The 19,324-nt window shown below is 32.6% G+C and carries 26 protein-coding genes and 1 pseudogene; 4 read left to right on the plus strand and 23 right to left on the minus strand.

The features are described 5' to 3' along the window. Positions 1 to 5: 5 nt before the first annotated feature. The 4 genes and pseudogenes from ABF633_RS06760 to ABF633_RS06775 all read left to right on the plus strand — a co-directional run bounded on the left by ABF633_RS06760 (position 6) and on the right by ABF633_RS06775 (position 3,425). The gene (locus ABF633_RS06760; RefSeq protein ID WP_415522890.1) at positions 6 to 716 is read left to right on the plus strand and encodes a group II intron maturase-specific domain-containing protein; all 711 of its coding nucleotides are present in this window, start codon (positions 6 to 8) and stop codon (positions 714 to 716) included. Between the two features lie 304 nt (positions 717 to 1,020). Then, positions 1,021 to 1,290, plus strand: a complete 270-nt coding sequence (locus ABF633_RS06765) for a transposase (RefSeq protein WP_003446781.1) — start codon at positions 1,021 to 1,023, stop codon at positions 1,288 to 1,290. A 50-nt stretch (positions 1,291 to 1,340) separates the two neighbouring features. After that, positions 1,341 to 2,189, plus strand: coding sequence for an IS3 family transposase (locus ABF633_RS06770; protein WP_415522929.1), 849 nt, complete (start codon positions 1,341 to 1,343; stop codon positions 2,187 to 2,189). 83 nt (positions 2,190 to 2,272) lie between these two features. Continuing rightward, a pseudogene (locus tag ABF633_RS06775) lies at positions 2,273 to 3,425 on the plus strand (IS256 family transposase). 208 nt (positions 3,426 to 3,633) lie between these two features. On the opposite strand, the gene ABF633_RS06780 reads toward ABF633_RS06775, so the two are convergent. The 23 genes from ABF633_RS06780 to ABF633_RS06890 all read right to left on the minus strand — a co-directional run bounded on the left by ABF633_RS06780 (position 3,634) and on the right by ABF633_RS06890 (position 19,318). After that, positions 3,634 to 3,888, minus strand: coding sequence for a hypothetical protein (locus ABF633_RS06780; protein WP_415522891.1), 255 nt, complete (start codon positions 3,886 to 3,888; stop codon positions 3,634 to 3,636). Positions 3,889 to 3,893: 5 nt separating this feature from the next. Further along, a complete protein-coding gene (locus tag ABF633_RS06785; protein ID WP_415522892.1) occupies positions 3,894 to 4,049 on the minus strand; it encodes a hypothetical protein in 156 nt (51 codons plus the stop codon). Further along, entirely contained in the window at positions 4,039 to 4,239 is a 201-nt protein-coding gene (locus ABF633_RS06790) for a hypothetical protein (protein ID WP_415522893.1), read from the minus strand. Before ABF633_RS06790 ends, ABF633_RS06785 begins: the two co-directional genes overlap by 11 nt. Positions 4,240 to 4,727: 488 nt before the next feature. After that, the gene (locus ABF633_RS06795; RefSeq protein ID WP_415522894.1) at positions 4,728 to 4,979 is read right to left on the minus strand and encodes a hypothetical protein; all 252 of its coding nucleotides are present in this window, start codon (positions 4,977 to 4,979) and stop codon (positions 4,728 to 4,730) included. 72 nt (positions 4,980 to 5,051) lie between these two features. Then, on the minus strand, positions 5,052 to 5,609 hold the full coding sequence (locus tag ABF633_RS06800; protein WP_415522895.1) for a hypothetical protein: 558 nt from the start codon (positions 5,607 to 5,609) through the stop codon (positions 5,052 to 5,054). 77 nt (positions 5,610 to 5,686) lie between these two features. Beyond that, a complete protein-coding gene (locus ABF633_RS06805) occupies positions 5,687 to 7,051 on the minus strand; it encodes a flagellin (RefSeq protein ID WP_415522896.1) in 1,365 nt (454 codons plus the stop codon). A 98-nt stretch (positions 7,052 to 7,149) separates the two neighbouring features. Next, positions 7,150 to 7,317, minus strand: coding sequence for a hypothetical protein (locus ABF633_RS06810; RefSeq protein WP_415522897.1), 168 nt, complete (start codon positions 7,315 to 7,317; stop codon positions 7,150 to 7,152). Positions 7,318 to 7,422: 105 nt separating this feature from the next. Then, on the minus strand, positions 7,423 to 7,764 hold the full coding sequence (locus ABF633_RS06815) for a flagellar protein FliT (RefSeq protein ID WP_415522898.1): 342 nt from the start codon (positions 7,762 to 7,764) through the stop codon (positions 7,423 to 7,425). A 130-nt stretch (positions 7,765 to 7,894) separates the two neighbouring features. Continuing rightward, entirely contained in the window at positions 7,895 to 9,613 is a 1,719-nt protein-coding gene (gene fliD / locus ABF633_RS06820) for a flagellar filament capping protein FliD (RefSeq protein WP_415522899.1), read from the minus strand. A 198-nt stretch (positions 9,614 to 9,811) separates the two neighbouring features. Next, positions 9,812 to 10,195 carry a flagellar export chaperone FliS gene (fliS, locus tag ABF633_RS06825; protein ID WP_415522900.1) on the minus strand — a complete coding sequence of 128 codons (384 nt, stop codon included), beginning with the start codon at positions 10,193 to 10,195 and terminating at the stop codon, positions 9,812 to 9,814. Positions 10,196 to 10,206: 11 nt separating this feature from the next. Further along, the gene (locus ABF633_RS06830) at positions 10,207 to 10,497 is read right to left on the minus strand and encodes a hypothetical protein (protein WP_415522901.1); all 291 of its coding nucleotides are present in this window, start codon (positions 10,495 to 10,497) and stop codon (positions 10,207 to 10,209) included. Positions 10,498 to 10,664: 167 nt separating this feature from the next. Next, positions 10,665 to 11,039: a flagellar protein FlaG gene (locus ABF633_RS06835; protein ID WP_415522902.1), complete on the minus strand. Its 375-nt coding sequence runs from the start codon at positions 11,037 to 11,039 to the stop codon at positions 10,665 to 10,667. 22 nt (positions 11,040 to 11,061) lie between these two features. Next, on the minus strand, positions 11,062 to 11,277 hold the full coding sequence (gene csrA, locus ABF633_RS06840) for a carbon storage regulator CsrA (protein WP_415522903.1): 216 nt from the start codon (positions 11,275 to 11,277) through the stop codon (positions 11,062 to 11,064). 5 nt (positions 11,278 to 11,282) lie between these two features. After that, positions 11,283 to 11,708 (minus strand): flagellar assembly protein FliW, encoded by a 426-nt coding sequence (gene fliW / locus ABF633_RS06845; protein ID WP_415522904.1) that lies wholly within the window; start codon positions 11,706 to 11,708, stop codon positions 11,283 to 11,285. A gap of 68 nt (positions 11,709 to 11,776) precedes the next feature. Continuing rightward, on the minus strand, positions 11,777 to 12,817 hold the full coding sequence (flgL, locus tag ABF633_RS06850; RefSeq protein WP_415522905.1) for a flagellar hook-associated protein FlgL: 1,041 nt from the start codon (positions 12,815 to 12,817) through the stop codon (positions 11,777 to 11,779). A 51-nt stretch (positions 12,818 to 12,868) separates the two neighbouring features. Beyond that, on the minus strand, positions 12,869 to 14,728 hold the full coding sequence (flgK, locus tag ABF633_RS06855; RefSeq protein ID WP_415522906.1) for a flagellar hook-associated protein FlgK: 1,860 nt from the start codon (positions 14,726 to 14,728) through the stop codon (positions 12,869 to 12,871). Positions 14,729 to 14,741: 13 nt separating this feature from the next. Continuing rightward, positions 14,742 to 15,152, minus strand: a complete 411-nt coding sequence (locus ABF633_RS06860) for a flagellar protein FlgN (protein WP_415522907.1) — start codon at positions 15,150 to 15,152, stop codon at positions 14,742 to 14,744. Between the two features lies 1 nt (position 15,153). Then, complete coding sequence (flgM, locus tag ABF633_RS06865; RefSeq protein ID WP_415522908.1) at positions 15,154 to 15,438, minus strand: flagellar biosynthesis anti-sigma factor FlgM; 285 nt, start codon at positions 15,436 to 15,438, stop codon at positions 15,154 to 15,156. A gap of 262 nt (positions 15,439 to 15,700) precedes the next feature. Beyond that, positions 15,701 to 16,864 carry a flagellar motor switch phosphatase FliY gene (gene fliY, locus ABF633_RS06870; protein WP_415522909.1) on the minus strand — a complete coding sequence of 388 codons (1,164 nt, stop codon included), beginning with the start codon at positions 16,862 to 16,864 and terminating at the stop codon, positions 15,701 to 15,703. Continuing rightward, positions 16,857 to 17,852 (minus strand): flagellar motor switch protein FliM, encoded by a 996-nt coding sequence (gene fliM, locus ABF633_RS06875; protein ID WP_415522910.1) that lies wholly within the window; start codon positions 17,850 to 17,852, stop codon positions 16,857 to 16,859. Before fliM ends, fliY begins: the two co-directional genes overlap by 8 nt. A 30-nt stretch (positions 17,853 to 17,882) precedes the next feature. Beyond that, complete coding sequence (locus tag ABF633_RS06880) at positions 17,883 to 18,284, minus strand: chemotaxis protein CheW (RefSeq protein ID WP_415522911.1); 402 nt, start codon at positions 18,282 to 18,284, stop codon at positions 17,883 to 17,885. 54 nt (positions 18,285 to 18,338) lie between these two features. After that, positions 18,339 to 18,698 (minus strand): response regulator, encoded by a 360-nt coding sequence (locus tag ABF633_RS06885; RefSeq protein ID WP_415522912.1) that lies wholly within the window; start codon positions 18,696 to 18,698, stop codon positions 18,339 to 18,341. A gap of 17 nt (positions 18,699 to 18,715) precedes the next feature. Beyond that, complete coding sequence (locus tag ABF633_RS06890) at positions 18,716 to 19,318, minus strand: chemotaxis protein CheC (RefSeq protein ID WP_415522913.1); 603 nt, start codon at positions 19,316 to 19,318, stop codon at positions 18,716 to 18,718. Positions 19,319 to 19,324 lie beyond the last annotated feature (6 nt).

The raw sequence follows: 19,324 nt of genomic DNA on the forward strand, positions 1-19,324 counted from the left end.
CACAAATGCTAGGGAAATCAGTTGGAGACCTAATTGCAAAGCTGAACCCTATAATTAGGGGCATAGGAAACTACTGGTCAAGTCAAGTTGCAAAGAAGATATTCGAAAATCTGGATATGTATATATGGATTAATACAAGAAAGCATTTGAAACATTTACACCACAACAAGCCATTTAAATGGATTTACAGAAAGTACTTCAAAGCTGATCATACGGGCATCAGCAGAGCTAAATGGATATTGACAGACCCTCATGATAACAAAACTCAGTTATTTAAGATGAGCTGGATACCGATAGTAAGACATGCTGTAGTTAAGTATAAGAATAGTCCTGATGATGCCAATTTAAAAGAGTATTTTGAGAAAAGAGACAAAAAGGAGTTCATAAGGGATAATGTTTTGAGTAGAAGGAAAATGGCAAAACGCAGCAATTATAAGTGTAGAGTATGTAAACAATCATTAGTTGGAGCAGAGCCTTTAAAGATTAATCAAATTGTACCTCGCATATTAGGCGGTGATGAACTTTATGATAACTTAGAATTGTTACATCAAAGTTGTCAGAAACAACATCAATCACTACTTGTAAAATACGGTGGAGGAAGACATTTAACAGCAATAATAAAATACTCCCATAATAATCAAGTAGAACTCAACAGCCAAGAAGGATACAGATTAATGAAAGAGACATTTAAGAAATTTAAATACCAACTTGTTTGAGATAAAAGATGGCTTGAGCCGTATGTTTTGTAAGGAACAAGTACGGTTCTTAGGCGAGAAAGAAGTAGTAATCCTTCCAACTTAGCGGGAACGTACATAGATTTATGTAAATCAAATCTATGTACGTTCTTTTTATGTATATATAGCTGGTAATAATGGAAATAATATCATTAAAATATTGTGAGAGGAGTAGAAATATATGAAGATTTTAGTTTTACCATAGTGTTAGTATAAAAGTGTAGACACAAAGGAATAGATTTACAGAAGTGATAAAATAAAAATAAGGGAAGGAAAGTGTCTACAGATGGGAAGAACAGTTAAAAGCTATACAGAAGAATATAAGAACACAATAGTTGAATTATTTAACAATGGGAAAACGTATAAAGAACTTAACAGCGAATATGGAGTACCAAAAAGTACTATAAGACAGTGGGTAAATAAAGTAGAGAAAAGAAATGATGGAACTGAAGAAAAAGAGAATAATATAAAAGAAATACTTAAAAGAGATGCTCTTCTTCAAGAGGAGAATGAAATATTAAAAAAAGCATTGTCCATATTCGCAAAGGCAAAATAGAAGAAATATATAAGTTCATTGATATCTACAAGCAATATTACTGCAGAAAAATAAAAAAGTACTTCAGCATAAAGATAATGTGTAAAACTCTTGGAATAAGCAGAGCTGCATACTATAAGCATATGCATAGAAAGCCATCTAAATGGGAGAAAGAAGATAAAATACTGGACAAAAGAATATATCAAGAATATAAGGATTCTAAAGGAATATACGGAGCACCAAAAATTTGCGAAAAATTGATGAAAAAAGGTTTTAATCCAAGTCTTAAAAGAGTTCAAAGAAGAATGAAGAAGATGAATATAAAATCCATTATAATAAAGAAATGGAAAGCATACAATACCAGCAAAAAAAGAGTAGAGCAAAAAGAAAATCTAATAAAAGAAAACTTTACAGCCAGTACAATAAACGAGAAGTGGCTTACAGATATAACTTACATTTATACACTGGAAGATGGATGGTGTTACCTAGCATCTGTATTTGACTGCTATAGTGCTAAGATAATAGGATGGTGCTTTTCAAAAAATATTGATGCTAGTATGGCTTTACAAGCTATTAAGAATGCCGTAAATAGTCAAAACCCTAATTACGAAACTCTTATAATTCATAGTGATTTAGGTTCACAATATACAAGCAGTGAGGTTGAAGGATACTTTAATGAATTAGGCATACGTCATTCTTACAGTAAAAAAGGCTATCCATATGATAATTCACCTCAAGAATCATTTCATGCTTCACTTAAGAAAGAAGAAAAATTGATGAATAAATATAAGAATTTTTATAAAGCTAAAATATGCATTTTTCAATATATTGAAGCATGGTACAACAGAAAAAGAATACATAGTAGATCAGGATTTATTACTCCACAACAATATGAAGATATTGCTAGAAAATCTGCTTAAATGTTTATAAAAAAAGTGTCTACACTATTGACATAAATCCACCAGATATAGATTTAAATAAAGAAGTTAATAAGTGCAAAAGCATGGAAGATTTAGTTGGAAAAAACAGATTAATGCAGCGATTGTTTGGGAATATTATTCAGCAATTTTTAGAAGCTGAAATGGAAGATCAAAGTATGATAGAGATTTAAATGATGATAAAAATTATAGAAATGGTTATACACCTAAAAACGTTAAGACTAGTTTTGGTGATGTCAAAGTTGATGTACCTAGAGATCGTAGATCTGAGTTTGAACCTAAAATTGTTAAAAAATATGAGACTGTATGCAATGAACTTGATAAAAAAGTAATTGGACTCTATGCAAGAGGTATGCCTGTAGATGACATAAAGTCTGAAATTGATGAGCTTTACGGGGTAGATATTTCTCCTGCAATGATCTCTAAGATAACTGATAAAGTCATGAATACAGCTATTGCTTGGAAAAATAGGGCGTTAGAGCCCGTTTATCCTATTGTATATATGGATGCTATACATTTTAAAGTTAAAGAAGATCATCAGATTATAAATAAAGCTGCTTATATATGTATGGCTTTGGGCCTGAAAGGTTATAAAGACATCTTAGGCATATGGATTGGTGAACAAGAAAGTGCTAAGTTTTGGCTGTCAGTATGTAATGACCTCAGAAATAGAGGCGTTAAAGATATAATTATAGGATGTATGGATGGTCTTAAAGGACTACCTGATGCCATTAAGACTGTTTTCATGATATAAATATACAAAGCTGTATAATTCATCAGATAAGAAACTCTATAAAATATATTGCATCTAAAGATAGTAAAGAGTTTATGAAAGATCTTAAAAATGTTTATAAGGCTGTTAATGAAAATATAGCGGCTAACGCCCTGTAAACTCTCGAAGAGACGTGGGGAGATAAATATTCTATAGTAATAGATTCATGGAATAATAATTGGGAAAATCTATCTACTTATTTCAATTTTCCTCCGGAAATAAGAAAAATAATATACACTACTAATGCTATTGAGGGATTCAATAGACAATTAAGAAAATTTACTAAGATAAGAACTACATTTCCTACGGATAATTCTTTGAGAAAAGCTCTTTACCTTGCTACAGAACAAATTATGACTAAGTGGACTTCTCCATCACCTAATTGGGCTTATACTTTAGCTCAGCTAACTTTGATGTTTAAAGATAGGCTTGAGCAATATATATAAACAATACAAATAAAAGCTTGTACTATTTTATTTATGAATAAAAATGCTATTTTTACAAATAATAATAAGAAATAAAAGCTATATAAACTCATTCTTTAGTATTATCATATAATTTAAAAATTACTACAGGAATAATTTCCCATAGTAATTTCCAATTTAAAAGTAGCTAGTCTATTTTATTTTACACAAACTTATGAACGTTCTCAACTTAGCCGACAATTATTGACATAGTATTTATTTTTAAACCGGTCATTTTATTTTCCAAGTCACTGTTACCCTTGCAAATTCTGTTTTTACTATCCAATGCTATAACTTGCACTGTTAATTCCTTTACTATTTTTTCCCAAGTTACAGCTACCCTAGTGTTCTCAGTCTTTGAAGATTTACCATCCGCAACTAATGATTCTTCAAATTCTATTACGATTTTTTCAGCAGCTACTTCAATAGTAGTATTAGCATCCATTGCTATTACTCCAAATACTTTAGCAATTCTTTGGGTGTTAGTTCCAGTGATATCAGTAGGCTTATGCTGTAGTCACTGCTAAGAAGCATTAGGGAGTTAGTATATTTGTCACCATTGGAGCAGGTTATTACATCTACATACTCTGGTAGGTTACTTTCCATGCTTTCTAATAGCTTTCAAATCCTCACCTGTTTCTGCTATTAGAATGTATCCACCTAAATCATGTTCTGCATCTCTTTGATTTCCGTAGTTTTCATCAAGAATTGCTGCAATCTCCAATGCTTTTGCTACTACCTCCGCTGGTAGATTTTTTAGAAGCCCTTCTTCTCTTTTATTAGCTATCATTATCATGGTTATCTCCTCCTTGAATTCTATTTCTATTATTCAAGGTAATAATATATATTTGATTATTCCATGATTACAGGTACAAAAAAATAGCCTAAGATAGATTTTACTCCATCTTAGGCTTTTACCAGTTCACTGCATTATTTAGATTATGCAGTGAAGATTTTATTACTGATTTTCCGTTAGTCATTGTACTGCAATAGTTGTTACTACTGCAACCACTACAGAATAGTTTTGCAGTGAACCCAATTTTTCTACTCTAAAAATCGGCACTATCAGCACTATTGTAATCCTATTTTTTACAGTGTCAACAATGTCGGTATTTTAGGCTTAGAGAGGTGTTCCCACAACATCTTCAATTCACTTCCACTGACTACCTCTATTTTAGAGGACAGTAGGGCTAATAAGGCTGTGCCCTGATTGCCCTACAAAATACAAGTAGCCTTCATAGCAAAAATGAGCGTCAATAGCCTTTTTTCTATAGTCACTGATGCTCATTCAAGTATTTTTCCATCTTCTATTTTTCTGATTTCTCCATCTATTGCTTTAACCTGTGCTGCTAAGTCGTTTAGCCTAGCATTTAGTTCTTCCAATTCACCTACAGTAAGATTATCATGCTTAGACTTCTCTGCTAACTCTCTCATTTGCAGCAGCTTATCTTCAATAATGTCCAACATCTTCTGCCTGTACTGAACCCACTGCAATTCCTTTTCTAATTGTTGCTTTAGTCCTTCTTTTTCATTCATCACATCAACTCATTCATTTACCATTTTTCCCAAGTAACAGTTACCCTAGTGGGGTGCGAAGCAGCCTACTTACTACTTCAATCTTTTTAACTTTTTCTCAATTTTCTCAATTTCATTTTTCATTTCTTTAATTTGTTCATTAATGTAAATATTTTCGGTTGCACTCCACCATTTCAATAATTCATCTTTATTATCCTCAACTTTATCTTTATATGATTTAATAGGGTAAATAGAATCCAAATTAGTATAAATCTTATGAAAACTTATTAATTTGTCATATTCTGTAGCACTAAGTTTAGCTTTTAAAATATTAATGTAAGCTATCCATTCTTTATCTGAATATATTGTATACATCCCAGTTAATACTATACTAACAACACCATCAATGCAATTTTCCTTTAAATAATTAATATTTTGAGCAGCTTGTGTGTGAAAATCTTCTGATACTTTATTTATTCTATTTATTTCATGAAAAATTATATTTTTAGATTGTATGCTATTTCTTCTATTATTCATGATGTTTGTTATTTTAAAAGTAATAAATGAAATAATAATTGGAAGGAAAAATCCTGAAATAAATAGTTTATAAAAATCATTGCTTAGTATTACAACTAATACATTTTTCAACATTTTAATCCTCCATCTAACTTAAAGAAGCCAGAGTTGTTCACCCTGACTCCTTAATAATCCTATTGTAAGTTTATCAATTATCTTAATAATTGAAGAACTTGTTGTGGTTGTTGGTTAGCTTGAGCAAGCATAGCTTGAGCAGCTTGGCTAAGAATGTTGTTCTTAGAGAATGTTGACATTTCTTTAGCCATGTCTACGTCTCTGATTCTTGATTCGGCTGATGTCATGTTTTCACTTGATGTTCCTAAATTAGCTATAGTATGCTCTAATCTATTACTATAAGCACCTAATTTAGCTCTTTCATCTGATACTTTGTCAATAGCTGTCTGTATAGTCGTAATAGCAGCTGTAGCTTTAGTAGCTGATGTTACATCTATATTATTTACACCTAAAGCAGCAGAACGCATATCATTTACATTTACATTTATTGTTTGGCCTTCATTAGCTCCTATTTGGAAAGTTAAACTATTATCTGCTACTGTTAATTCAAATGTATCGGCATTTGCTGTTCCTGCAGTATCTATTTTTGTACCATCTAAACTTCCACCAGTTAAAGTAACTTGAGCACCATGCTTACTATCTGAAATAACTGCTGTAACACCAGCAGGTAAAGAAGTTATATTAGCATTTGTACCAGCTGTAGATGCTCCTACAACAGTTGCTGCAGTTCCTGTAGCAGTAAGGGTATATCCTGAACCGTAATCATTAGCTGTAAAAGTAAGTGCACCTGCTGCTACAGAAGTAGTAAAACCAATTTCGCTTGATTTTGCATTTATAGCTGCAGCCATATCTGCTGCAGCTGTGTTTTGAGCAAAATTAAAAGAAACACCATTCAACACTAAGTTAGTTGCACCTGCTGCTGTAACACCTGCAACAGCTGCACCTGCTGCTACTGATGTTTTAGTTGCTGCAGCAGTCACTGTAATACCAGCATAAGTACCACCAATAGCTAAATCACCAGTGTTTAAAACATTTACTTTATTTCCAGTAGCTGTAAAAGCTGTTACTTCAGCAGCTTTGCCTGAAGAACCATTCAATAAAGTTTTGGTGTTGAATTCTGTAGTATTCCCAATTCTATCAATTTCACTAGTTAACTGATTTACTTCTTTTTGTATTTGTCCCCTGTCTGTATCATTTAGTGTATCATTTGAAGCTTGAACTGACAACTCTCTCATTCTTTGAAGAATGGAAGTAGTTTCATTAAGCGCACCTTCAGCAGTTTGCACTAATGAAATACCATCTTGTGCATTACTTGAAGCTTGGTCTAATCCTCTGATTTGACCTCTCATTTTTTCAGATATAGCTAATCCTGCTGCGTCATCTGATGCACTATTAATTCTAAGACCTGAAGAAAGTTTTTGCATTGATTTGCTTGCATTTGTAGCATTGATATTTGCATTTCTAATAGCATTGTTAGCTGCTAAATTGTGATTAATTATCATAATAAATTCCTCCTTGATTTTAAAGTGGACATCCTTGTTCCACTGTTTTTTATTTATAGTTAAGCTCTTTGAGCCTACTAACTAGATTTTGTTGCTTTTCAACTTGTACTTGTTGACATCTTGTTGCATCTTTGCTGAATTTCATCATCCAGTGTTATCAATGCTTCATGGGCATTGATAACAAAATGCTGACTTTCAACACTTCGGCAACCTTCTACCATCATAAAATAAATTAGTTCTCTATAACTTCTATTTTTTATTTTCATCTTTTGTTCTATATTTACTTTATCGTATATCTAATATTTTACTTTATAACTTTTTCTAATTTTCTATAATATTTTTTATCTTATATTTTTTTATTTTAAAACTTTCTATATTTTTTTGCTGAATATTACTGTTTTGCCATACAAACTCTTATTGTAGCTATTATTAGCATTCCTTGACACAGAAATCTTTTCCATTTCTGTTCGTAACTTTTCCTTTTTTTCTGTCATTACGTCCTTTAATCTTTTTTCAATATCAGCTAGTTCAATTTCATTACTAATTGAATTAAATTCCTTCTTAGAACAATTTAAGTTTCCTATGGCATCTAAAATATTCTGTCTCTTCTGCATAAATTCATCTATTTTATCTAATTTACCACAGTAGAGATTATTTATAATATCTATTGTGACAATTTTATAATCATCTAAATACTGTTTTAATGTATTCATCTTACTTCTCCAATCTAAAAGGCAGTTGAAAGTAGAGAGTAAATAGTTAATAATTTCCAATCTATTCTTAAACTGTCAATTATCAACTTTCGACTAATAAAAAATTTCTTTTAAATTTTTTATTTCAGTATTACATACCAAGCTGTGAAAGCATAGATTGCTGTGAATTCAATTGAGTCAGTGCAGTTTCTAGTGCGGAAAACTGTTTATAATATTTTTCCTGCTGATCACTAAACTCAGTATTAAGTTTTTTAAGCAACTGTGTTTGTTGATACAACTGATCTGGAAGTGTATTATTTCCGCCACCTCCATAAAGGCTATAATTATCTTGGTAATTTGCATATTTTGTTAATATGGCACTATTTAGAGTTACATTTGTATTACCAGCATTGTTTTCAAATATCCTTTTAATTCTGGTAAAAATTCCATCTTCTTTATATTGTGTAGTACTGCTATCATAATTTGTTTCGCCATCAGTAGCCGCTGACACATTAGTGAACATCTTTAATATTTGATCACTACTACTTGATATGGCTGCTTTTAGCTTAGATGAATCTACTATATAAATATGTGCAGGTTTAGTATAGTCAGTTTTCGATGTATCCAATCCGATACTGTTGCTACCATAAGATCCAAATGAAAACCCAGCATTATTTACAGCTGTGGTAAATGCTGTCCTAAGATCATTAAGTAGCTTGCTAAGATTATCATCATTTCTAAGAATACCAACCTTAGCTTTAGTTTCCCAAGCTGTAATTTGTGAATCACTCATAGAACTTTTTTGTGCATCCGTTAAAGGTTGATAATTATTATCTTTTTTTTCATCAATTTTTGTTTGAATTTCATCTACTATAGTATTATATTTGTCAATAAAGCTTTTAATTTTATCATATACCTTTTGAGTATCAGAACCCACATTAACTGATACTACTGAAGAAGGATTGGTAGGGTCTGAGCTTAAGCTTGACAAGTTATAATTCATTCCGTCTATAGTAAAATTGTTAGTTGACTGGTTAGTAACATTAACTCCAGATGTTTCTCCAGGTGGTGTAATTGTTACATCTGCATTTTGACCATGTACTACTGTACCTACCGTATACTCGCCCAAAATACTACTTAAACTTGCTGTAGTCCCACTATTTATTGTTAAACTTGAAGAAGTTCCTGTAGTAGTGGTATTTAATTTAAAACCACCAGTAAGTTCACTAAAACTTGCTTTTACAAGTCCTCCACCTTGATTGTTTATAGCATTAACTAAGTCTCCTAATGTAGAATTACCATCTGTATTATCTAAGGTAACATTAACATCACTAGTCCCTACCTTTAATGCCAATTGAATAGAACCACTTAGTGAACCTATATCCGTCAATTTTGTAGAAAGTGTTGCTTTTGTTGTTGTTTGAGTACTTGGTGCATATACTGTATTACTTACCCCTGCACCAGCAGCTAACTGTTTAACATGTATTGAGTATGTCCCTGTTTGAGCTCCAACTCCTGGAGTAAAAGTGGCTACTGATGTGTCAACTGTAGATGTACCAACACCACTTACTGTAAATGGTGAAAAATTTGTGGATGATAAGATATTTGTATCTGAACTACCTGTGTCAAAAAAGGAACTTTGCAAATCCTTAATATCCTTAATAATCCCCTGATAAGCATCCTGCTTCCACTGTATTGCCTGTTGATCCTGCTTTGCCTTATCAATTTTACTCTGCTCTGCTATCATCATTTTTTTAACCATAGCATCTACATCTAGTCCAGATGCCATACCAGTTATTCTAAGCAATTGTCCGCCACCAGCACCTGTCATACCACTAGGTGTTGATGTTGTTGAAGATATATCACTCATTTAAATCTCTCCTTCCTTTTATTCAGTTAAGAGTTAAAAGGGAAGAGTGAAGAGTTATGGATAATTTTTCTCCGCTTCACTGCGGAAAATTTAAATTAAAGATTTTTAGCACAGCTAAAAATCATCCTACACTTCTAACTCTTAATTCTTAACTCTTAGCTATTTCTCTCTTTAATCTTTTAACTCTTAATTGTTTTTTTATTTTCCCTTAGAAACCTTATACGCCTCTTTCCACATATCCCTAACCTGCTCAATAAAAGGCATGGCCTCATCTAAAGTTTCAACACTCTTCTTCATATTAGCCTCTGTAAGCTTTTCTACTATAAATTGATACAATGCCCTTAAGCTTTCTCCCCAATTTCCAGCCTTTGAAACATCTAGAGATGCCATAAGTTCATAAAATATATCCTGAGTTTTAACTAAATTCTTATGTGACTCCTGTATATTCTTATCCAGTAAAGCTTGTCTTGCTTTACCAGCAAATTTCACTGCTCCGCCTAAAAGCATCAGCAATAACTGTTCTTTAGAAGCAAAATTAACACTGTTATTTTTGTAAGTATTATAGGCATTAGCTGCGTACATAACTATACCTCCTATTTTTTTGTATCCAAATATATACCAATATCCTCCAAGCTGACCTTACTATCCTTAAAAGCATCCACTTCTAGGCTTTCACTTTTAACAGCCTGGACAATAATTTTCTTTTTACCTTTTTTAAACTTTGACATTACCTGCTCAAATTTATCGTCTCTACTATTATCGTTTTTATCTGAATTAACTTTATTTATTTTTACATTTCCATTACTGTGTACTTTACCTTCTTTTCTCTTCTCGTTAATTCTCTGTCTTATTTCCACATCTATTTTATTTAATCTGAATTCCATAGAAACACCCCCAAGAAATGCAGTTGAGAGTTAAAAGTGAATAGTGAAGAGTTATAGATAATTTTTCTACGTTTCACTGAGAAAAATTTAAATTTCAATTAAAAATTTTTAGCAAAGCTAAAAATCATCCTAAACTATTAACTCTTAATTCTTAACTCTTCACTCTACTAAGCTTTCTTATCCATTATAATCCCTACTGAATTATAAAGATTTTCCATAGCATCTACTACTTGTTTTGCTGGTATTTGTGTTACTACTTCATCTGTTTTGTTGTCCATTATCTTTATTACTGCATTCCACATGCCTTTGTGAGCTTCATATTCTACATGAGTATTTTCTCCATCCAAAAGCTTATTCATTTTATCTACAACATCTTTTACTTGACTTTCTGTAATTTGTCCGTCTTGAGTTTTATTTTCAGCACTATTTTGTTTGCCATTATTTGAATTACTTGTATTTACATATACATTTTTTTCATTACTGATAGTTTGTGACGATCCTGAAGTTGCTAGTCTTCCTTGACTAATGTTGCTAACATCCATATTAACACACCTCTATTTTAAATTATTTTTTTATATTCTTTAAAATCGATTTTTCAAAAACTACCGCATTTTTGTTTTCTTCCTCTACTTCCTTGTAGAGTTCTCCGCGAAGGATTACTACTTCCTTTGGAGCATCTATTGCAATCTTCACAGAGCCATCATCTATTTTTATAATTTTAACTTCTATATTATCTCCTATACGTATGGATTCATCTTTCTTTCTTGTAATTACGAGCATAAAACTCACTCCTTAAATAAGGGATACTTTATTTCATATTTTTCATCATTTAGTATTATTTGTTCCCCTAATTTAGTCTTTATATTTATTACTATAGGAGCCTTTAAATTAGAAGTTATTTTTGATACCTCTGAGCTTAAAGTAACTGTGTTAAAGATTAAAACATCCTTTTCTTCTTTTATATCTAAGTCCTTTAGCACAGCATCATTTAGTTCTATTTCATAGTCTTTTTTTACATTAAAAGGTGATACAACTATAAAACCTATATTATTATCCTCTACAGAATGCAGCACACTGAAAAAATCATTTTCTTCCGCAGGAAAGAGTACAAATTTTTTTAAATCCTGAAAACCTGGAATTCCCTTTTTAAAATATATTATTTCTTCTTCCTTGTATTCAATTGTTCCATGATATTTTGTTTTAAGCTCCATAAAATTCACCCTTCTATTTATGAGTTGAAAGTTGGCAGTCACTTTCAACTTTCAATTCTCCACTGCTTCTATCTAAGGTAGTCCAAAAGTGAAGGTTGCAGCACCCTTGCACTGGTCTGAAGTGCTGCGGTGTATACAGTTTGAGCCGTAGCATACTCCATAGTCTTTTGGGTTATATCTATATCCTCTGTCTTTGATAGTATTGTAGTGAGATTTTGCGTTTGAGCATCATTACTATCAGCTGCATCTTTCATTCTATTTGCCTTTGCTCCTACCTCTGAACGAAGTCTCAATACATTATTAGCTGCATCCTGTATACCTTGTAAATCAGCTGTAGTTAAAAGGCTTGTAGGGCTGGCAGCTCCCGATGCTGGCGCTGAGCCATCTGCATTTTTTCCATCTAAATGATTTACAATGGACTGAAGTAAATCTTTTAAATCTGTAGGACTACTTGGTGAAGAAGTTCCGCTGCCATATTGTAAAATATCTGTGGCAGATACACTGTAATCCATGGTAACTCCCTGGGATATTTCTGTAGAAAGCTTTTGCTGTATCATGCCAAGGGCCTTATTATTCTGGTTAAGCTGTGCCGCTGTAAGGGTTACACCATTAGCAGTGCTATTAGGCAAATTATACATTAGTTGTGTGTTTCCATTACTATCTGTAATTGCAGCAGTAGCTTTTGCATCTGATCTTGTGCCTGAAAATATATATTTCCCATCAAAATTAGTATTCAGTGTTTGAGAAAGACCACTTATTATCTGATTTATTTCATCCTTTACAGATTGATTTTCATCATTACTGTATCCAGGATCTCCAGTAGAAACTAAAAGTTCATTTATTCGAGAGAGAGCGTTTCCTACCTGACCTAAAGTGGTATCCGTAGTATCAAGCCAATTAGAAGCATCCTTTATATTACTTTTGTATTGGGAATTGGCACCCAGCTGTGAATTAAGCTGCATAGATCTTGAAGCTATAAAGGGGTCATCTGATGCTTTGCTTATAAGTTTTCCTGATGTCATCTGCTGCTGTATTTTTTGCATATTTTGAAGATTATTCTGCATATCAGATAAAAAATTATTTGTTAACATATTATTTGTAATTCTCATATTTTCACCTCTTATAATTTATAGAAGGTATCTTTTCCACCTAAAATAAAGTTATTGTATTAATCCAATGACTACATCTAAAAGCTGGGAAACTGTTGATATAACCTTTGCATTTGCCTGATAGGCATGCTGATATTGAATTAAATTAGCCATTTCCTCATCAATTGATACCCCGGATACAGAATCCCTGGATTGTTGAAAACTCTGCAGCAAGGAAGTCTGATTTGCAACCACTCTTTGCGCCTGCTGCCCCTGAACTGCTAATTTATCTACTGTATTCTTAAAATAATCATCCATAGTCATTCCATCACTACTGTTTTGTACTGTTCCAACACCGTTGCCATCCGGAGCAAGAGATGTTATAAAATCACTTCTTGTAGTACTGGAATTAATATTCTGTACTGAAGTAATTACGTCCCTTAATTGTGCAACTGCAAGAGCTCTCTTTCCATCTGATACTCCATCTATATCATTTTTACTTTTATAAGCAAATTGGTCATCATGAGTAGAGACTTTAATTTTCATAACATCACTTAAAATTTCTTTGTTTATACTAATGTTTCCAGCAGTTATATTAACCTCATTATTTAAAGTCTCACCTAAATTGCTTAAAACAGCCTTTCCATTACTATCAGTAGAGTAGGCTGCTGAAGCAGAATTTACAAAGAATGGCATATAATCAGCATCTGGAGGATTAGTCTGCAGTGGATTTTGAGGATCTCCAACGCTTGTTCTTCCACTTACTACTGCATTAACTGTAAATGCCAGAGACTTTGCCATTTTATTCAATTGATCTGTGTAGTTATCAATGTCCTGTTGTACTGACATGGCTCCCTGTAACTCTCCATTATCAGGAGTAAACAATTTGAGCTGTGAAAAATCCACAGGATCATTTTGCGTTTTGCCATGACCATTACTGTTACCAGCTTCATCCACAGAAGCACCTATAGCAAATCCATTACTGTCAGCCCACAATACTCTATTTTCATCGAGTTGCTTTGCTTTATCTGCGTCCATGCCAGATACATACACTTCTACCTTATTTGCATCTGTAGTTGTATCTCCATTTTTATAATAGGTTATCTTATATTCACCTGAATTTCCCACCTGCTGAATATCACTGATATATGAAAATCTTTTTACGTTAGTATTGCCTTGTCCTTGAATCAATGAAGCATCAGTAATTCCGGCTGTGTTTGTGGGTTTTAAATTTATTCCATCATAACTCTGCTTATCTACAGCAATATTAAAATCCTCACTTAATTTATCTAACAATGAATCTCTTTTATCCATAAGATCATTTGGTTCATTTCCAGAAGTCTTAACACTAATTATCTGATTATTAAGACTGTCTATCTGGTTAAGCATACCATTAATTTGTACTACTTGATTCTGTAAAAAAGACTGTGAATCCTGTTTTAAACTTTGCATTTGATTATAAGCCTGATTTAATGAATTTGCCAATGCAGATGACTGCTGTGCTACAACAGTTCTTGTATCTGAACCCTGAGGTTGTTTTGACAGTTCCTGCCAGGAGTCAAAAAACTTACCCATTAAATTGGATATACCATTATCACTAGGTTCATTAAATATACTTTCTACTTGACTTAAATAATTATCTCTTGTTTCATAGGTACCCTTTGTACTGGTTTCGTTTCTTACCTGATAATCAAGAAAATCATCTCTAACTCTTTGTATAGCTGTAGCCGTAGCACCAGTTCCTACCTGGGCACCGCTTATGGCATTAACTGATGGCATATTATAGGGACTGTTTGATTCTATAACCGCTCTTTGTCTTGTATATCCTTCCGTATTTGCATTTGCTATATTATGTGAAGTAACATCAATAGCCTTTTGCTGGGCTGATATACCACTAGTTGCAATATTAAAAGTTGAAAATAATCCTGCCATTATTACACCTCACTTATCTTCCCATTTTCCCAAGAGAATTATAGGTTTTTAAATTTTTGTTTGGACTGAATATATTTAATACTCTGTTTGTAAATACTAAGCCCTGCCTGAATAAAAGTTCATTACTTTCTTTTTGAACTTTTATTTCCTCTAAAAGTTTTTTTATATTTCTATAATTGTTTTCCATTTCCTCATCTTTAAAGGACTTTATCAAAACATTCATGGAGTTTGCACCGGTAATTTTTCTTCTTTCCACCTCAAACCCCGCAATAGTTCTGTTATTACTCTCTATAGTTTTAACTATATTTTCAAGTTGAAAAATATCATTTTTCAGAAAGAGTTCATGCTGCTTTTCCAAGGATTTAAGAAGTTCTTCCAAAGCCTTGTATTCCTTTACCATTACATTCTTCAGCTGTTCTTTCATACTAGACACCTTTTCCCTTTATGTGATCCAAAAGTTTTTGTGCCACTAGTTTGGAGTCTCTATTATAAGTTCCGTTTTCCACTTGTTTTTTTATCTCAGCAAGCTTTGCCTTTGAAGTTCCAATTTTTTCTTCTGTGGAGTATGCACTAAGACTCTTACCAAGCTTTGATATTTCCAGTGAGTCTTTAGCTGATTTTTCCGGGGTTTTATTTTCAGAAACATTTTTGCTGCTATTATTGTTATACATCTGTAAAACCTTTCCTAAACCCACTCCATTTATTTTCATATTAATACACTCCCTACCTTAGGCCTGTGACAATAAATAATTTTCCAAGCCTTTGTATTATCTTAGTTTTATTATCGTTATTTTAATATTAAAGTTTAGTGTTAGTATTACAAAATAATTAGACCTTTGTCAACAATTTTTTTATTAAATTGCAATTTGTGATGGTAATATTTTCACACTAGTGGCGTAATTTTTCTATATATGTAAAAAAATATACATTTGTAAAAAAACTTTTACAAATGTATATTTTAATAGAGAATTTCTATCTTCCCAAACTTCTAACTCTATCATCATTGCTCACAATACTGGATATTCTAACTCCAAAATTTTCATCTACTACTACCACTTCGCCATAGGCTATCTTTTTACCATTGACTAGTATTTCTACAGGCTCCTCTGCAAGCTTATCCAGTTCTATAAGAGAGCCTGTACCTAAGTTTAAAATTTCCTTTATATTTTTTTTAGTTCTTCCAAGAACTACGGAAATATCTAGAGGTACATCTAATATTAAGTCAATATTTTTTGGTTCAGCATAAATAGATTTGTCCTGCAGCGGTTGAAAATTCGCCTTTTGTACTTCTACCTGGGGCTGTGGAGTTTCAATTGGTTTTTCTACAATTCTACTCTGAGCCTGCTCATAATTTACATTGTTTTCAGATTGATACTGCACTGAAGGCTGGCTTTTTAATTCTGCTGTTTGATTATCAGCTGCAGTCTCATTATTGGTATTTTCAGATTCACTATCTTCAGACTGCACACCCATCATAATTGAACTGAGTTTTTTACCTGTAGATATTGGAAGTATCTGCATAATGCTGCTATCTACCAGATCTCCTATAGTTATTCTGAAGGCAACTTCAATTATTTGCTCATCATCAGTTATTCCTGCTGACAATTTTTGAGTGTCACTATTAATTATTTCTGAAGTTGGTGGAGAAATATTTACTTCTCTAAGAAGCATAGTAGCCATAGCTGTTGCTGCAGAACCTATCATCTGATTCATAGCCTCAGAAACTGCACTGAGTTCAATTTCTGACAGCTCTACAGTGTTAACATGTCCGTCTCCACCCATCATCAAATTTGCTATAACCCCAGCATCAGTAACCTTCATTATAAGAAGATTTTCTCCAACTATACCACTGGTATACTGTACATCTAAAGCAATGTTTGGAACCTGAAACTGAGCTCTTAGTTCCTTCAAGGTTGTAATAGTAACTACAGGAGTAGTTATATTAACCTGCTGATTTATTATGGTAGACAGTGCCGTTGATGCTGATCCCATAGATATATTCCCAATTTCACCAAGCATATCCTTTTCTATATCTGAAAGAATATCATTCTTCTCTATTTCTTCTTCATTTTGAGAAGTAGATCCACCATTTAAAAGTGAATCTATTTCCTCCTGTGAAAGAAAACCATCACTCATAATTTTCCACATCCTTATCAATAATATCTAAAATTTGTACTCCCATGCTTTTTCCTATGACTCCTGGTTTTCCTGTATAATGCACATTTCCATCTATGAAAACAGAAACCGGATCACTACATTTACTGTTAAGAGTAATTACATCACCTACGGAAAGCTTTAAAAATTCATCTACTGTAATACTGGCACTTCCTAAAGTTGCAACCAATGGCACATCTACAATATTTAGTCTGTCCTTTAATTTTTCTCTTGATTGATTAACTATAGTTTCATCATTTTCCTGATACCAATATTGAACTACCAGTTTATCCAATACCTTTTCTATACTCAAATAAGGTATACATATATTTATAAAAGTGCTGCTATCGGCCATTTCAACAGAAAAAGTTATAAGTGCTACAGGTTCATGAGGCGCTAGAGTTTGGTTTAAAGCGGGGTTAGTTTCTAGGGCTTCTATTTCTGGTTTAACTTCTAATACATCTCCCCAAGCAAGCTTCAAATTTGATATTAATTCTTGATTGATTTTCGTAATAATATTTTTATCGATATCCGTAAATTCCTTTGATTTATATTTACCGTAGCCATTTCCACCAAGTAGAATATCTATTATCTGATATACAAACTGAGGATTTGTCTCAAACAATATAGAGCCACTAAGCGGAGGCATTTTAAAAATCGTAAGAATGGTTGGATTTGGTATAGAATGAATAAACTCTTCATAGGTTATCTGTTCGACAGATTCAATCTTCACCTTCACATTGCTTCTTACCTGAGCTGTAAGATAATTTGAAATAATCCTGGCATAATTATCGTGTATGAGTTCAAGTGTTCTTATATGATCTTTAGAAAACTTTTGAGGACTTCTAAAATCATAAAGCTTAACCTTTTGCTTTTCCTCTTCCTTTGGAATTTCTTCTGGCTTTAGTTCACCAGAGGATAAGGCAGATAAAAGAGCATCTATTTCATTTTGAGATAAAACGTCTGCCATTTTCTCCCCTCATTTCTCTAAATTTGTGCTTTATTTAGCAATCAATCTATCAATATCAATAAAAGTTACTACTCTATCTTTAAAATTTATAATTCCCTTTACATAGGATTTTTTTGTATCTTCTTTAATATTTTCTATTATATTTTCATCTATTTCCAAAACTTCATCTACCTGATCCACTGAAATGGCTATAAGTTCATCCTCAAGCTTTAATATTATTACACTTTGCTGGTCAGCTTCACTTTTTTCTGAATCCAAAAGCAAATTTATATCTAAAAGAGAGATTACAGTACCTCTCAAATTAATCAAGCCCTTTACATACTCTGGTGCTTTTGGAACTTTAGTTACTGTTACAGCTTCGCTGATAGTCTGAACCTTTGAGGTTTCCACCGCAAATTGTTCATTTTTCAACTTAAAAATAACTACCTGCACATTTTTCACCTCCAACTAAGGTATTTATAGAAAATACCTTATATTCCACAAAACTTAACCTATAGCTTTTCTAATTGCTTCAAGTACTCTGTCTGCCTGAAAAGGCTTAACAATAAAGTCTTTTGCCCCTGCCTTTATAGCATCCATTACCATAGTTTGCTGTCCCATGGCACTGCACATAATTACCCTTGCAGTTGGATCAAATTCCTTTATTGCCTTTACAGCTTCTATGCCATCCATATCTGGCATAGTTATATCCATAGTAACTACATCTGGTCTTTCCTTTTTATAAAGTTCTACAGCTTTTAATCCATTACTAGCTTCTCCTGTTACCTCAAATCCATTTTTTTCCAGTATGTCCTTTATCATCATTCTCATAAAAGCAGCATCATCAACAATTAATACTTTTGCCATTTTATACAACCTCCAAATTAATTTACTCCTAATGTATTTAATATTTTTTCTAATGAACCGGGCATAGGTATATAATAAAAATGCCCGCTTATTTTATTTAAATCCTCTTGTAAAAATTCTGTTTCAAAATCCAGCACATTATCATCAAATTGGCCGGCTTCAATAAAACTAGTAGAAAGAATAGCGGCCATCATGTCGTAGCTTACAGCTGGTACCGATGGTGTTATAGTGAGATTTGTAAACCTACTTATGGCATTCATGTAAGAAGCAGATATTATATTTCCTATTTCAGCCACTACTGAAGCTCCCATTTCACTTAGTTCCTCTTCCTGCGTACCTGTCAGTGTCTTAATTATATCAAAAGCTATCTCTTTTTCAAATATAAACAGAATATTTCCTGGTGTATCTCCCAAAACTCTTACAATAACCCCAACAGCTATTTTCTCTGCATCAATTTTTGTAAATACAGATTCCAGAGGAATTACATTTACCGAGGGAACAGTCATGTCCACTTTTTTGTTTAGAAGGCTGGATAGAGCTGTAGCTGCATTTCCTGCTCCTATATTACTTACTTCCTTAAGTGCATCCAGCTGCATTGGCGTAAACTGTGAGTAATCCATTGATTC

This window comes from Clostridium sp. (assembly GCF_047718555.1).
Classification (GTDB): Bacteria; Bacillota; Clostridia; order Clostridiales; family Clostridiaceae; genus Clostridium_I.